Source organism: Okeania sp. SIO2F5 (assembly GCF_010692685.1).
GTDB classification, from domain to species: domain Bacteria; phylum Cyanobacteriota; class Cyanobacteriia; order Cyanobacteriales; family Microcoleaceae; genus Okeania; species Okeania hirsuta.
The window spans coordinates 14,310-30,176 of record NZ_JAAHGU010000016.1; the positions used below are offsets into that span (position 1 = coordinate 14,310).

14 protein-coding genes are annotated in these 15,867 nt (G+C 35.4%); 11 read left to right on the top strand and 3 right to left on the bottom strand.

All coding sequences use genetic code 11. The features are described 5' to 3' along the window. Positions 1-824 precede the first annotated feature (824 nt). Positions 825-1,043: a hypothetical protein gene (locus F6K27_RS09040; RefSeq protein WP_287275778.1), complete on the bottom strand. Its 219-nt coding sequence runs from the start codon at positions 1,041-1,043 to the stop codon at positions 825-827. A gap of 476 nt (positions 1,044-1,519) precedes the next feature. On the opposite strand from F6K27_RS09040, the gene F6K27_RS09045 reads away from it, so the two are divergent. The 4 genes from F6K27_RS09045 to F6K27_RS09060 all read left to right on the top strand — a co-directional run bounded on the left by F6K27_RS09045 (position 1,520) and on the right by F6K27_RS09060 (position 6,124). Then, on the top strand, positions 1,520-1,996 hold the full coding sequence (locus tag F6K27_RS09045; RefSeq protein ID WP_287275779.1) for a tetratricopeptide repeat protein: 477 nt from the start codon (positions 1,520-1,522) through the stop codon (positions 1,994-1,996). Then, entirely contained in the window at positions 1,927-3,111 is a 1,185-nt protein-coding gene (locus F6K27_RS09050) for a DUF563 domain-containing protein (protein ID WP_287275781.1), read from the top strand. Before F6K27_RS09045 ends, F6K27_RS09050 begins: the two co-directional genes overlap by 70 nt. 179 nt (positions 3,112-3,290) lie before the next feature. After that, positions 3,291-5,789 (top strand): tetratricopeptide repeat-containing sulfotransferase family protein, encoded by a 2,499-nt coding sequence (locus F6K27_RS09055; protein WP_287275782.1) that lies wholly within the window; start codon positions 3,291-3,293, stop codon positions 5,787-5,789. A gap of 89 nt (positions 5,790-5,878) precedes the next feature. Further along, entirely contained in the window at positions 5,879-6,124 is a 246-nt protein-coding gene (locus tag F6K27_RS09060; protein ID WP_124146310.1) for a hypothetical protein, read from the top strand. Here the strand turns inward: F6K27_RS09060 and F6K27_RS09065 are convergent. Next, positions 6,018-6,308, bottom strand: a complete 291-nt coding sequence (locus F6K27_RS09065) for an element excision factor XisI family protein (RefSeq protein ID WP_287275849.1) — start codon at positions 6,306-6,308, stop codon at positions 6,018-6,020. The two genes, F6K27_RS09060 and F6K27_RS09065, sit on opposite strands and share 107 nt — an antisense overlap. A 78-nt stretch (positions 6,309-6,386) precedes the next feature. Between F6K27_RS09065 and F6K27_RS09070 the strand changes: the two genes are divergently transcribed. From F6K27_RS09070 to F6K27_RS09100, 7 genes are all read left to right on the top strand, one after another. Next, entirely contained in the window at positions 6,387-8,693 is a 2,307-nt protein-coding gene (locus tag F6K27_RS09070) for a TOMM precursor leader peptide-binding protein (protein ID WP_287275783.1), read from the top strand. Positions 8,694-9,678: 985 nt separating this feature from the next. Continuing rightward, positions 9,679-9,876 carry a hypothetical protein gene (locus tag F6K27_RS09075; RefSeq protein ID WP_287284332.1) on the top strand — a complete coding sequence of 66 codons (198 nt, stop codon included), beginning with the start codon at positions 9,679-9,681 and terminating at the stop codon, positions 9,874-9,876. Between the two features lie 87 nt (positions 9,877-9,963). Further along, positions 9,964-10,434: a ribonuclease HI gene (gene rnhA, locus F6K27_RS09080; protein WP_192901167.1), complete on the top strand. Its 471-nt coding sequence runs from the start codon at positions 9,964-9,966 to the stop codon at positions 10,432-10,434. A gap of 1,027 nt (positions 10,435-11,461) precedes the next feature. Continuing rightward, the gene (locus tag F6K27_RS09085) at positions 11,462-11,740 is read left to right on the top strand and encodes a hypothetical protein (RefSeq protein ID WP_287275785.1); all 279 of its coding nucleotides are present in this window, start codon (positions 11,462-11,464) and stop codon (positions 11,738-11,740) included. A gap of 288 nt (positions 11,741-12,028) precedes the next feature. Continuing rightward, complete coding sequence (locus F6K27_RS09090; RefSeq protein ID WP_287275786.1) at positions 12,029-12,337, top strand: hypothetical protein; 309 nt, start codon at positions 12,029-12,031, stop codon at positions 12,335-12,337. Positions 12,338-12,831: 494 nt separating this feature from the next. After that, positions 12,832-14,238: a magnesium transporter gene (gene mgtE, locus F6K27_RS09095; protein ID WP_287275787.1), complete on the top strand. Its 1,407-nt coding sequence runs from the start codon at positions 12,832-12,834 to the stop codon at positions 14,236-14,238. After that, positions 14,235-14,402: a hypothetical protein gene (locus F6K27_RS09100; protein ID WP_287284335.1), complete on the top strand. Its 168-nt coding sequence runs from the start codon at positions 14,235-14,237 to the stop codon at positions 14,400-14,402. The genes mgtE and F6K27_RS09100 overlap by 4 nt, the downstream gene beginning before the upstream one ends. A gap of 316 nt (positions 14,403-14,718) precedes the next feature. On the opposite strand, the gene hemC is transcribed toward F6K27_RS09100, so the two are convergent. Beyond that, entirely contained in the window at positions 14,719-15,681 is a 963-nt protein-coding gene (hemC, locus tag F6K27_RS09105; protein ID WP_287275788.1) for a hydroxymethylbilane synthase, read from the bottom strand. Between the last annotated feature and the right edge of the window lie 186 nt (positions 15,682-15,867).

Below are 15,867 nucleotides of genomic sequence, written 5' to 3' on the forward strand. Positions count from 1 at the left end.
AAATATATTTGACAATATTTTATAAGCTTAATTTATACAAATGTTTTTTTAACCAATTATTAAACCTTAAAAAGCTTACAGATAAGGCTTTTCAGAAGATAAAACAGGAATTCTATTTTCTATAGAACCCCTGAGTGGTATATATGTGATCGTCAACCTCTTCAGCATCAGTCGAATAAAGCACAAATTAATCTTAGCTGTAGCATTGTTAAGAGTCCTTTTCCTGCGGAATGCTGCGCAAACAAAGTTTTTGGTCAAGCTTTTACATCTTTCCATCCATGAGTTGGTTCTTTCTATGACCCCGGAATGCTTTAACTGGCACAAATCCTTTTTTTCCAAGATTCTCTTTCTCTAACTTTGATGGCTTTGGTGATAGCTTAAGCCGAATCTTGGTCATACATAATTGCCGGATAAATTTTCTTTAACTCCTCTATTATCTTTTCGGGGTGGTATCCATTATCAAGTAATATAGTAGTTTTAGGAATGTTGACTGGTTTGGATTTAAAGTAGTCGATGTTGTCTGATCACATTTCTATTCATCCCACATCATCAGAAACTGATGATGCATGTACAATGGGTAAAAAAGGGAAAGTCCAGACTATCAACCGCTAAATGGCTCTTATTTCCGTTAGTGCCCTTGTCAAAACAGAATCCTTTGAACTCTACACTAGCATTGCAAGTATTTTTCACCGCTTGTGAATCAATGATGATTAAAGTTGTCCATTTGGCTTTTTTTTTACTTGTTGACGTACTTGAGGCTGTAAAACATCTCTAATCTTCTCAATTACTCCTTGAGAGCGCCACTGAATGTAGCTGCCAAAAAACTATGGAATAAAGAGGTAAATCTTTGAGTAAATCAGACCAATTACAACCATTTTTAAGTTGATAGAATACACCATCCAATATTTGTCTTTTGCTCCCCGATCATGGGACAAGTTTTCTTTTTTTTTTGGCAACAATGGTTCAATAAGAACCCATTCTTGATCTGTGAAACTACTTGAAGACTGGCATTTACTCAGCTGTTGGTTATGATAATTGGCCATCGCTACTCATGATCACCAATTCCTAAAAAGATACCACTCAGGGGTTCTATAGAACCCATTTATCTTTGATTCTCACCACTGCAAGTAAAGCCAAAATACTGTTGAATAAGGGGGTCATTTCAGGCACGCCTCCTCCGGAGGAACTGCGTTAACAGTTATCAGGCACGTCTCCTCCGGAGGAGCTACTCTAAGAGTATCTCTGCAATAAGGAGGCTTGACATCAGGAATATTCTCTTTTCTCTTGGTCGATGGTCGGCCAGCGAGCAGACCCGTTCTTGCAGACCCGCTCCGAAGATCGCCATCCCACCCTACGGGAAGCTCCGCTTTTTCCTACGGAATGCTGCGCAAACATGTCGGCGACAGCCGTTAACGAAGTTGTGCGCCAGCAAAACGACCGCTTTTTATCCCCTTAAAAGGGGAGGTTTTAGACCACAATTTTTCGGTAAGGACTGAAGCTCGGAAAAAGTCAAAAGTGGATGGGAACTCACACCCCAAGCAATTGTAAATATCCTATAGAAGGCAGATATTCAACCCAAAATCAAAAGATAATTGCTGGTTTGTTATTAGTCATTAACTATTTGTTTTTAGGAGTTATTGAAGATATGTTGGATGTAAATAATCAAAAAATATCCGTATTTCATTTAAAGCAAAAAGCTGAAATATATTTATCTCAAGGAAAGTTAGATCGAGCTTATGATACTTGTTCCCAAGCTTTAGAAATTTTGCCAAATTGTGGGGAAGTTTATAAAACTCAGGGCAATATATTGCAAAGAATGGGGAAGTTGGAATTAGCTAAAAATTTTTACAGAAAAGCGATTAAATATAATCCAAATTTAGCAGAAGCTCATGCAAATATGGGTAGTATCTTTGCTAGGGAACAGCAATGGGAAAAAGCGATTATGATAAAGCTATTAGTCTTCAACCACATTTTGCCGGATTTTATCGAAATTTAGCTAAAATATGGCAAAGCTTAGGTAAGCATGAATTAACAAAAGAATGCACTCATAAAGCACTTGATTTAGAAGCTAAATATGAGCAGAAGATAAGTAAGATAGAAATATTTTCAGCTACTGAAGTAAATATGCTAGCTTCTCAAACAATTGAAAAACAAACTCATCACATTTTTAGAAGTAGAAAAGTATATTCACAATCAGCATTTGTCACAGTAGTACCTGGAGGAAAAGGTTATATTAACACGGGAGTTACCGCAGTAATAACCTCTGAAAATAAGCTAGTATCAGAAGTTTCTACAAGAAATGCTGAATTAATTATCTATTCATCAGAACTACCATCTATCTATAATATAGAAGGAACAGTTGCTTTATTATCAATAAAATGGGGTAAAAATAATTATTTTCATTGGATGTTTGATATAGTAACTCGAATTCATTTACTACTTCTTAGTAGCTTGAAAATAGATAAATTCGTAGTTAATCAATGCCAGAAAAAATTTCAAAGAGAAACTATAGAATCTTTGGGTATATCCCAAGACAAAATTATAGAAAGCGAAATTTATCCCTATATACAAGCTGAAAGATTATTAGTTCCTTCTTTCTCTTATTCCGATGGAAAATATCTGAGAATCCCTAAGTGGGGATGTGATTTTTTAAGAAATTCATTTTTGTCAGAGGAAGCTAAAAAAACAAGATATTATCAAACAGAAAGGATATATATTAGTCGGAAAGAATCATCACGACGACGAGTAGTTAATGAGGAAGAAGTAATCAGTTTTTTAGATAAATTTGGTTTTGAAAGTATTACTTTAGAATCAATGTCTGTTGCAGAGCAGGCAGCACTGTTGGCTAGTGTTAAAGTTGTAGTAGCACCTCATGGTGCAGGATTAACTAACCTTGTATTTTGTAGTTCTGGCACTAAAGTTATAGAATTTTTTGCTCCTGAATATATAGTTAAATACTATTGGATAGTTAGCAATGTATGTGGCTTGGAATATTACTACTTATTAGGTGATGAATTTGATAAATACTTTTCTGGTCAACCATTCCATAAAGATATTCTTGTTAATTTGCAGAAACTATTAGACTTAATGAAACTTGCAAAAATTATTTAACTCACTGCGCTCTAAGGTTAATAATACTAATAGAGATTTCCAATAATAAAAAATAAAATCAATTATCGCACTCTTATTTATCAATTATTTACCCCTACTCCCTACTCCCTACTCTTTCTTTTCTGAAGATGTCTAATGATATAATCATTAATGAAGTAAGTATGGCTAACATTAACTGAATGGAAAACCCAGAAGCAGCAGCATTAAAATTTAACGAAGAAGCAGAACATTATCTAACTCAAGGAAATTTTGAAAAAGCTTATGCTACTTGCTTAAAAGCTTTAGAATTAGTTCCATATTTTGCACCTGCTAGTAATACAATAGGGCAAATAATGGAAAAAATAGATGCCTTAGATTCAGCTATTGATTGGTATGACAAAGCTTTGGAAAAACAACCAAACCTAGCTGAACTTCATGCAAATTTAGGTAAAATTTATGTCAAACAACAACAGTTTCATAAAGCTATTACTTGCTACGAAATAGCCACTAAACTACAACCAAATTTTGCCGATGCTTATCGTGCCCTAGCACAAATATGGCATCAAATAGATAAGCCAGAATTAGCTGCCTCTTGTTGGTATAAAGCACTGAATTTAAAACCAGAATGGGCAACAGATTTAGAATATCTGAAATTGGCAAAAACTCTATTAAAATACCAGCTAAAGAAAGAAGCGATCGCTTGTTATGAACAAGCACTTAAATTAAATCCAAATCTATCCCAAGCACATCATAATTTAGGAGAAATTTATAGTGGTGAAGAAAATTGGCAAGAAGCTATATTAAACTACCAAAAAGCTATTCAAGTTAATCCCAAATTTTCCTGGTCTCATCACAGCTTAGGCAAAGCTTTCGCCAATATTCAGCAGTGGGAAAAAGCAATTTCCTCTTATGAACAAGCACTTCAACTAAACCCTGAAACTGCTGTTACTTATCATTGTCTTGGAGATGCTTTAGTCAATCAAAAAAATTTAGATGCAGCAATTACTGCTTATCAAAAAGCCATAGAATTACAGCCTGAAATTTGGGTGGTTCATCATAAATTAGCAAATATTTTTCAAGAAAAAGAAGAATTAGAGCCAGCCATCCTTGCTTACCATCAAGCTATTCAATTAAATCCAGATTTTCTCTGGTCTTACTACAGTTTAGGAGAAACATTAATCAAGTTACAAAGGTGGAATGAAGCAGTAGTAGCTTTTCTTTATGCCTTTAAAATTAATCAAGATTTATCAAATATCCATGAAAAATTAGGATATGCCCTCGAACAACAATCTCAATCAAATTTACCAGAAACTATTAACTATTATTCCCAGATTATTCAAAACCCTCAACCACAAAAATCTAGCACCATTAAAGAATTATCAATTCAGCCAGAAGCACCAAAATTTTACTTAAAATTAGGAAATGTACTAAGACAGAAAAATTTATTTAATGCAGCAATAATAATTTATAACCTGGGTTTGCAAGTCCAGCAAAATCATCCAGAAATTACTAACAAACTGGCTCAACTAGAAAACAAAAAAAATCAACTAGACCAGGAACTTACTAACTGCCAAAATACCGTCAACAAAAATCCCAAAAATTTCCGTCATCACTATCAACTAGGCAACATATTCTTCAAACTTCAGAGATTCGACAAAGCCATAACAACTTACATAAATGCCATTCAACTAAAACCTGAATATCCCTGGTTTTTCTTCTACTCAAACTTATTAAATTTTATAATTAAACAAGGAAAGCTCCAACAAGTATTAGAATTATTTCAAAACATTACTCAAGAAAATCAAGACAGTATTTGGTCTTACATTAACCTCGGAGAAATTCTCACAGCAACAGGAAACTTAGATGCAGCAATCAAAAATTATCAAACCGCCTCCTACAACAAAACCCGTCAACTTAATCCTTCCTTTGTTAAAAATCATTGGAATTTACAAAATGCCAGAGGTCCTAACTTTATTATTATTGGTGCTCAAAAAAGTGGTACAACTTCACTAGAAAATTACATAGCTCAAAACCCCCATGTTATACCAGCAATAAAAAAAGAAACTCATTTTTGGTATCGAGACTTCAACAAAGGAATTAATTGGTATCTTGCCCACTTTCCTCCAATTCCTAAATCAGAAAATTTTATCACCGGAGAAGCAACCCCTAACTATTTAGAAAATCATCAAGCTGCCGAGCGAATATACAATGTATTTCCAGAAGTAAAACTATTAGTAATATTGAGAAATCCTATAGATAGAGCCTTCTCTCAATACCATCATTGGATTAGACTAAATTGGGAAGACCGCTCCTTTGAAACAGCGATAAATTCCGAGTTAGAAATACTCAGAAAAAATCCCGAAAAACCAGAGGGAGGCAAAAATTATTGGCAGCAACCAGGTAACTATATAGGGCGTGGTATTTATATAGAATTTATCAATAAATGGTTAGCAATATTTCCCAGAGAACAACTACTGATTTTAAAAGGAGAAGACCTTTATGAGAAACCTGTAGAAACAATGAAACAAGTTTTTGAATTTTTAGGGTTGCCAGAACATCAACTGTCAGAATATAGAAAGTTAAACCCTGGTTCTTATTCATCAATAAGTAATGAGATGCGCCAGAGGTTGAGTGAATATTTTCAACCTCATAATCAGAGGTTAGAGGAATATTTAGAAACGCAGTTTAACTGGGAATAAAATTTAACTTGCTTCAGTTTTGTACAATAGTTAAAATCAAAATAAATTACATTGAACAGTATCGTCATTTTTAATATAAGGAGTAGTTTATGGCAAGAAAAATCTTAAAAGGTAAAGATGCAAAAATGCTCGAAAAGCCTCTAAAAAAAGATATTAAATGGACTCCAAAAAAATTAACTCTTGCCGGAATAGGTTTATTAATCCCTTATACTGCAATTGTCGTCTATGTCATATCTTTTGGAGTACCTTTAGGTTTAGTGATTGTGATGATAGCAATTCCTGTAATATTTTTCGGGGGATTTTCTCTACTATATTATTTAACAAGAAATTTATGAAATAGCTTTGTTGCACGAATATATCTAACCCTCTATGAATCAGTGTTATAGATCGACGATTTATTATATCCTTAGCAATACCATCTTCCAAACCACCCCGATGTATCCATAGTTTATCCCCAATAATTTCTATATGAACTAAACATCCATGAACTTGTATATCGTCCTCCCATTCTTGAGTAATTAATCAAAAATTATTCAATCAACCCTCCATCATTCCCTTTGTAGAATCAAATTATTTTGGCAAGAAAATTTGAAAAATATGCTCAATCAACCTAGTTTTAATCCTGCTTACTTAATTGAAACTCTCGAACCAGATACGGTATTTTTCATATCTGAAAGAGAATCTGTCTGTTTACAAGACCCACTTTATTATCGTTTAGTTCAGTTAATTGATGGTAAACGTAATGTTGATGAAATTATTGATATTCTGCAATTAGAAATTCTACAATACCAAGAATTAACACCAGAAAATCCTAATTTTTTCCAAGATATTCTGAATCTCAGTATTAAAATTCAACAAGCTTTGTTTCAATTAAACAAACAAGGGTATCTATTAGAAAATCATGAATTATTACCGTCTAATTTAGCTATTTTTTGTCATCATCTTCAGATTTCTCAGTCTCAAGCTTATAATCAATTACAATCGACTAAAGTTACTGTCAAAACATTAGGCTCAGTAACAGATAAAGATTTTATTTCCCTGTTAAAATCTTTTCAGATTCAAGTGGCTGATTCAGGAGATTTAACTATTATTTTGACTGACGATTATCTCCATCCTAACTTAGATGAATTTAACAAACAGACTTTAGCTTCTCAAACTCCTTGGATGTTAATCAAACCATTAGGAACTATTGCTTGGATCGGACCTTTATTTCAACCCTATCAAACAGGATGTTGGGATTGTTTTGCACAGCGTTGGCGAGATAATCGACCGATTGAAGACTTTATTAATAGAAAGAAAGAGGGAGCAAAACTTTTAACTTCCCCCCTGGGTTTTTCTCAGGCAACAATCCAAACAACTTTAACCATAGCTGCAACAGAAATTTTTAAATGGATTATCCAAAAAGGCAATCCTAGATTAGCAGGAAATCTGATTACTTATGACCATCTAACTCTACAAACTCAAAACCACATTTTAGTTAAACGCCCTCAATGTTTTAGTTGCGGAAAAGTTTTTAATAAACAACCTTTACCTGTAGTTTTAGGGCATCGAAAAAAAAGCTTCACTGCCGATGGAGGACATCGTTTTTGTTCTCCTGAAGAAACTTTGAGAAAGTATCAATATCATATTAGTCCCATCACGGGTGTGGTGCGAGAATTAGCTAAAATTCCCACTCAAGGATTACTTCATACTTATGTTGCTAGACATCATTTTCGTAATGTTTTTGACGATTTAGATGGCTTGCGTAAAAATATGGGAGGAAAAAGTTCGGGGAAAGGAAGAACTGATATTCAAGCAAGAGCAAGTGGCTTTTGTGAGGCGATAGAACGTTATTCTGGGGTATTTCAAGGAGATGAAATTAGGGAGCAAGGGAGTTATGAAAAGTTGGTAGAAAAAGCTATTCATCCAAATCAGTGCATGATTTTTAGTGAGGAACAATACCAAAATCGAAAAGAGTGGAATTTTGAGTGTAAAGGGTGGTTTCAAAAAGTACCAGAACCCTTTGATGAAACTAGAGTAATTGATTGGACTCCTGTATGGTCTTTAACTGCTCAAGAGTTTAAATATTTACCTACTTCTTACTGTTACTATGGATATCCTGAATCTGATTCTTCTGATTTCTTAGATTGTTGGGCTGATTCTAATGGTTGTGCGGCGGGAAATACGATAGAGGAAGCAATTTTACAAGGGTTTATGGAGTTAGTAGAACGGGATTGTGTGGCTTTATGGTGGTACAATCGTTTATCCAAACCTCAAGTAGATTTAGACAGTTTTAAACAACCTTATTTTCAGCAGTTAAAACAATATTATCAAAGTCTGAATCGGGATTTATGGGTGTTAGATATTACGAGCGATTTGAATATTCCTTGTTTTGCTGCTATTAGTTCTAGAAATGATAGAGAAGTAGAAGATATTGTATTAGGATATGGGGCGCATTTTGACCCAGAAATAGCTATTAGTCGGGCGTTAACTGAGGCGAATCAAATATTACCTAATGTACTATCTTTTAGGGATGATGGAACAACGAATTATCCCCCTTCTGCTGATATATTAGCACTTAAATGGTGGCAAACTGCAACTTTAATCAATCAACCTTATCTAGTTCCTAATAATCAAATTATTTCGAAAAAAAGTAACGATTATTTTCAATTAGCTAGTGACGATCTATTAGAAGATGTTAAATTGTGTCAGCAAATTGTTGAGAAAAATGACATGGAACTGTTAGTATTAGACCAGACTCGTAGTGATATTGGGTTGAGGGTAGCTAAGGTAATTGTTCCAGGGATGCGTCATATGTGGAAGCGATTAGGGTTAGGAAGATTGTATGATGTTCCTGTAAAAATGGGATGTTTGAAAGAGTCTTTAACGGAAGAACAATTAAATCCTTTTCCCATGTGGATGTAAATTTTTAGTAATATCATGTCCCATTGAATACTTATCAATAATCAGGGAAGAGTCAGGAGTTATATCATGTCCAGTTGAATACTTATCAATAACGACGGAGGAATCAAGAGTTAGGAATTAGGAGTCACGAGAGAAGAATAAGAAGAAGGAAGTTTTTTATCACTAATTGAACGGACATGATATAAGTTACTCTCATTAAGTTTTAGTAGAGTTAATGATCAAGAAAAATAATTAACAATTCTCTCTTTTTAAGGGAATGAAAATTAAAATATTCCTGATTTAAAGCTACTGATTTCACGGGATAGTCACTGATAACTGAAGTCTGCAGTTCTTCCGGAGGAAGCTAACTGATACCGTAGCTCCTCTATAAAGAGGCTAACTGATAACTGAATTGACTGCTGGGCTTAAAGATGGCCATAGGGGAACTGAACTGAACTCTATTCTATCACCTATTCATGCAACAAATCCCTAGAAGCTTTAGAAAATAGACAAACTAAAATGACCGAAAACCTTAATATAATAAATATGTTAAAAACTATTCTGATAATACCTATAATGATAAGTTACATAATAGTATTTAAAATACCTGGAATAGGATTAATAATAATAAAGAATCTAATAAATTAGACTGAGTTTCTCAAGTTAATGAATCCAGGTAAGAACCAGGAATCAAACTGAAAATTTTCACCTAAAGATTTAGCCAAATCAATTTCACCAGATTTTTTTATATTTTCCTTTCCATTCAACCCAATCATTTTCAATATTCAATAATCTTGGCAACTTTTTCACAAAATTCAAAAAAGTTGCTGGGAAATTACTCAAATTTTTCCAGTAAAATTTAAACCTGTTATAGCAAATTGATAAATGTTTGCTACAAATAGCTAGGGTATTTTTTAGGAGTCAACCCACCCCTAACCCAACACACCCCCGCCCCTCCCAGGAGGGGACCCAGCAGGGTAACTCAGTCGGACTGAGTCAGAATGAATTGCTTCAATACCAATTTTTAGGTCATAAATTATCTTTTTCTCTTGGTGCACTACCAGGTGCGACTGGTGTCGTCGCGGGGTCGCACCGCTCTCTTGGTCGATTGGATATGGCGCAGGTTTCCTGGCCATCCCACCCTACGGGAAGCTGCGCTAACGACCGCTTTGTCAAAGAGACATTTCCTGTACTTGTATTTTAGTCACACTTATATTACTTATTACTGTGCATGACTACCATTCCACTCTATGATTATCTATAAGAAATTACTTGGTAAAAAGGAATCAAAATGACAGAAAAAATCCCAGAAGTTACTATCTATACTGATGGTGCTTGTAGTGGCAATCCTGGTCCTGGTGGGTATGGTATAGTTATTATTACTGATAAACAGCGCCAAGAACTATCTGGTGGTTATAAGTTAACTACTAATAACCGCATGGAATTAATGGCAGCAATACTAGGACTTCAAACCCTAGAATCTGCCTGTGATGTTACTCTTTATACTGACTCTAAATATATAGTTGATGCCATTACTAAAGGTTGGGCAAAACGCTGGCGAGCTAATGATTGGAAACGGAATAAAAAAGATAAAGCAATGAATCCCGATCTATGGGAAAAATTATTAGATTTATGTAACCAACATCAAGTGGAATTTTTTTGGGTGCGCGGTCATTCTGGCAATATAGAAAATGAGCGATGTGATAAGTTAGCAGTGCAAGCATCACAACAACCGAATTTACCGCAAGACTCCGGTTATTAAAATATGACTGATGTAAGAGTGTGGGGACTGCTTGCCCCAAACTCATCTTTCAACCTGCACCTTCTGCACCTTATATCAAATCCGGAAGCATTGGTGTAATTAGATTCATAGTGTGGAGAGATGTGAAGATAAAAAAAGATTTGGCAATGGCGCTGTTATGAAACATTTTTTTAGACCAAACCCGAGCGGATTTGATATTAGACATAAATTCTGGTACTCCCTGAATACCAAGATTTAACTGAAAGACAACACCAGCACCAGACTTCTCTGTTGTCAGGCGATCACCAAGTATTTAGTATTTTTTTCTTCTTTAAAAAACCGACTTTAAACCTTCATTATATAGAATCCGGTTATACAGTATATATTTATAGTTCTATCCATACTTCAACCTCCCCACCTCCCCACACTCTTTATCTCTGCCAACTATATAATAAGTATTCAACCGGATTTGATATTATTCGGCAAGATCAAATCTCATCAATCGGAAATTATTTGAAGTCTTGAGTAAGAAAATATCTCTGAGGTGAGAGATATTATTTTTCTGATTATCTATTTACATAATATTAACCTTTACGAGGAACATAAACTAGCCTATTATCTGAGTATTGGTACTGATTTTTTTCAAACAATAACTATTCAAAAAATGTCTGAAAGCTGATGAGAAAAACTCTTATTATCTAGTTTTTTATTGAGAAACTAAGCCATGGACTACCAACTGCTAATTTCTGACATATTATAGATGAGCGATTGTTAAAGTTTTCAATTATAATTATTAATTTTATAGCTGATAAATAACAGTTATTTATCCATTGTGATTTTTTCGATATATTGATAATAATATTAATTGTTGATTAATAGCGATTAAACTTGATATTACTTGTTTATTCTTCCACCTTCGTGATTATTTATAAATAACTTGACATTTATTACTTTCCTTGTATAGTTATTGAATATCTCATAATCTGTGATCAAACTGTACAATATTTAGATCGAGAAAGATATTAATGATTTTAATGTGAGGTAAAATATGAATAACAAACTAATTATTATCATATTTAGTATTATATTTTCTTTAATTAATCCTGGGGTTGCTCAGTCGCAAGAAGTATTACAAGAAATTAAACAAACTGGTGTACTGAAAGTCGGAATGAGAAAAGATGCGGCTCCTTTTGGTTATGTTTATGGTAGTAACTGGGAAGGAATTTGCATAGAATTAATGAATGGGTTTAAAGAAAATTTAGAAGAAAAATTAAACATAAATATTAGTATAGAAAAATTAGAAACTCTTCTTGATGAAGAGTCATAAAAAGGCCGTCACCGCAGGGTAGCTAATAAGCGAGTTCATCTAGAATCTGGTTCTAATACTATTAGAAAAAATCCACCAACAGGAGTCATTTATTCCAAACGTTTCTTCACCACTGGTAAATATTTAATGATGAAGCCAGACAGAATACTAACAGTTAATCCTGATGGATTTATGGAAGGAATTTTAATTGGAGTTCTCAATGATTCTCTGACAAAATAATTCATTGATAGTCGATACCAACTAGCAGACCAAAAGGTTGATCAAGGAGCGTCGGGAAGAGAAACTGCTGTGAAAGATGCTGTTGCAGGTACTATTGATGCTTTTGCTAGTGATGGTATTTTATTAGTAGGAGAAGCTTTCCGGAAAGGATTAAAGGAAACTCAATATTCAATAGAACCAAATCGACCACTTACCTGTATTTCATACAGCATGATTTTACCCGCCAATGATTCAGAGTGGGAAAAAACAGTCAATGAATATATTCGCGTTAAACTTTCCATTAGTCAAATTACAGATATTTTAACCAAATTAGCAGGAGCAACATCTCCATTTATAGGCGTGACTATTTCTACTGCTGATAAATGTAGTGGGTTATAGAACCCATTTGATCGCTATCTATTTATATAGTTATAGTTAAAGATAGGGAGTAGGGGAGTAGGGGAGATGGGAGAATTTTTCGGTAGTTGTGCATTTTCATGGGTCGTGCATTGTCATTATTTTTGTTACCAGAACAGTGGGAGCATCTTGCCCCCATGCCAGGCATTCCTTGTTCTTGTATACCATTACGCGACCAGGACTACCAATTTTTCTACCTTTTTCCCCTCTTCTCTAACTGAATCTCCTAACTTCTGACTCGGTCTTCCTAACTCCAGTAGCTAAAATCACATACCGCGTGCATAGATACCAAATGGGTTCTATAAAAAAACAGGAAGAAGAAATTAAGCCATCTTGCCTCTTGCTTCTTGCTTCTTCCTTACCTTTGCTATACAATACCGATGCTACCGGACATAATATGATTACCTGGTAACGAGCAAAAAGTTCATTTAGCCTCTAAACTAGATTCAGCAATCTATATATTAGGAGGGTTAGCTTTGACTGAAGATAATAACTATTCATCCCCTTCCATAGCTACTATTTCTCGTCAAGAATTACGGGAGTTAGTTCGATCACAACTTCAAGCTCTGTTAGAACAAGATAACTTATCTGGAGCTAAAGCGATGTTAGTTCCTGTACAACCAGCTGATATTGCCGAAGCGATCGAAGGTTTACCAGAAACAATGCAAGTCATCGCATTTCGCTTGCTTTCTAAACGTGAAGCGATCGAAGTTTATGAACAACTAGACTCCAGCGTACAACAGTCTCTGTGCGAAAAGTTCAAACGCCAAGAAGTTATAGATATCGTTGATAAAATGTCACCTGATGACCGTGCTAAACTATTTGAAGAATTGCCCGCAACCGTTGTCAGGCGTTTATTAGGTCAACTTAGCCCTGCCGAACGCCAAGCTACAGCGCAACTTCTGGGTTACAACTCCGGAACCGCAGGACGGATAATGACTCCGGAATACATCTCCCTAAAAGAAGAATATACAGTTTCTCAAAGTTTAGAACGTATTCGCTCATTAGCTCACGTTACTGAAACAGTTTATTCTCTATATGTGACTGACACTAACCGTCATCTCACAGGTATTCTGTCATTGCGAGATTTAGTCACTTCTCAACTCAACCAAACCATCAGCGAAATTATGAGCCGTGATTTTGTCTGCGTGCAAACTGGTACTGACCAAGAAGAAGTTGCTCGTATTATTCAGCGTTACGACTTTTTGGCAATACCAGTAGTAGATAGCGAACAACGACTCGTGGGTATCATTACCATTGATGATGTTCTCGATATTTTGGAACAGGAAACTACCGAAGATATTTATGCTCTAGGTGGCGTACAGTCTGAAGGTGATAACTATTTCCAGGTAAATCTATTTACTGCTGCTCGCAGAAGAGTGGTCTGGTTATTTGTGTTACTGCTGACAAATAGTGTGACGGGTGGAATTATTACAGGGCAAGAAGATATTCTGAAAAAAGTAGTTGCCTTAGCAGCATTTATTCCATTGTTGACTGGTACTGGAGGGAATGTGGGAGCGCAATCTTCCACTGTTGTGATTAGAGGTATGAATACCGATGAAATTTGGAAAATAGGGCCATTTAAAGTGATTCTGCGTGAAGCTGCTGCTGGCGCAATACTTGGGAGTGTTCTCGGTTTGTTAGCAACAGTTTGGGCTTTCCTGTTTATTGTCAATGGTAATTTAGAAGTGTCAGTGACAGTGGGTGTAAGTTTGCTGGCAATCTCAATTTTGGCTTCTGTTGCTGGTTCGTCTTTGCCATTCCTGTTTCGTTCATTTGGGTTAGACCCCGCCTTAATGTCAGCACCGTTTATTACTACTGCTGTAGATGTTCTCGGTGTTTTGATTTATTTCAACTTGGCACGAGTAATTCTACAAATATGAAAAAGTGTCGGGGCGGGTTTCAAGGTTGGGCAAAAATTGTTATACCTAGCTATTTATACTTAATATCATGTCCGGTAGCATCAGTATTGTATAGCGAAGGTAAGGAAGAAGGAAGAGGGAAGAGAAAAGAGGGAGGAAGACTATTGAGCAAGAAAAAAACCTAAATTTCCTGTAGATATTCACTCTTGGGTTTACACAAACAATACCAATGGACATGATATAAAACCCGCCATGACAAATTTTAAATATATTATGCTGCCACGGTTCATATATCAGAACTTACGCAAGTACGCTATATATAGTTTTTAATAACTATGATATGTTTGTATTTAGTTAGTAAATTTGACCAGTGCCGTAAAACTATGTTATACTGTGGCCAGATAACTTTTGTTGGGCTATGCGATCACGTCATCAACAAAACATTTAAGACTGAAGAATCCCGCGTTGTCGCGTAAGCGCAACGTCGGGAGTATATCAAAACTAACTACGGTCAATTTCTGCCAAAATTTTATCTAAGATTTCTTGGGCACCTTGTTTTCTCAATTTTTGAGCTAATTCAATACCTATTTGTTCTGCATCAGAGGCAGCACCAGTAACAATATCCTTAACTAATTTCTGACCATCTAAACTAGCAACAATGCCAGTTAAAGTCAGTTGTTCCTCTTCTATTTTAGTATTGACACCAATCGGAACTTGACACCCACCTTCCAACTCTCTCAAAAAAGCACGTTCGGCATAACATCTTTGAGCCGTGGAAGTATGTTCCAGACTCTTCAATAGATCAAGAATATCATTATCTCCGTCACGACATTCTATTCCTAAAGCACCTTGCCCAACTGCATGAAGAGAAACTTCTGGCGGTATAACCTGATGAATGCGATCGCCCATACCCAATCTATGCAAACCAGCAAAAGCTAAAACTAGGGCATCATACTCTCCAGCATCTAATTTTGCTAATCTAGTATTGAGATTACCACGAACATCCTTAAATTCAAAATGGGGGTAATGGTGGCGGAGTTGTGCCAAACGTCTCAAGGAAGATGTACCAATAACAGCACCTTCTGGCAAAGCTTCAAGTTGTTTATCTTTAAACTTTTCATGGACGACTAGAGCATCTGCTGGGTTTTCCCGTTCGGTAACACAACCTAAAACTAGACCTTCTGGAAGATTTGTAGGTAAGTCTTTGAGAGAATGAACTGCTAAGTCAGTTTCGTTTTGCAGCATTCCCAACTCTAGTTCCTTGGTAAAAAGTCCTTTGTCCCCAATTTTTGCTAAGGCCACATCCAGAATTTTGTCCCCCTGAGTAGACATGGTGTGGACTTCAAATGTAATATTTGGGAAATTTTTCTGGAGTTCTTCTTGTACCCAATAAGTTTGAACTAAAGCGAGTTGACTTTTGCGGGAACCGATCCGAACGGTACGAGTAGGGGCAGATACTGTCATATCTTAATAATTTCGAGTAAATAATTGTGGTCATTCTTTCTATAATACCGTAAAAAGGGGCCTAATATAGCGCTACGCGCAAGTCAGAAGTCAAAAGTTAAAAGTTAAAGCAGTTAATTCTGGCTCAAAAAATTTATTGCTGGCTCAGTTGCAGTTAATTCTGGCTCAAGTATAAATCTAGTTGCA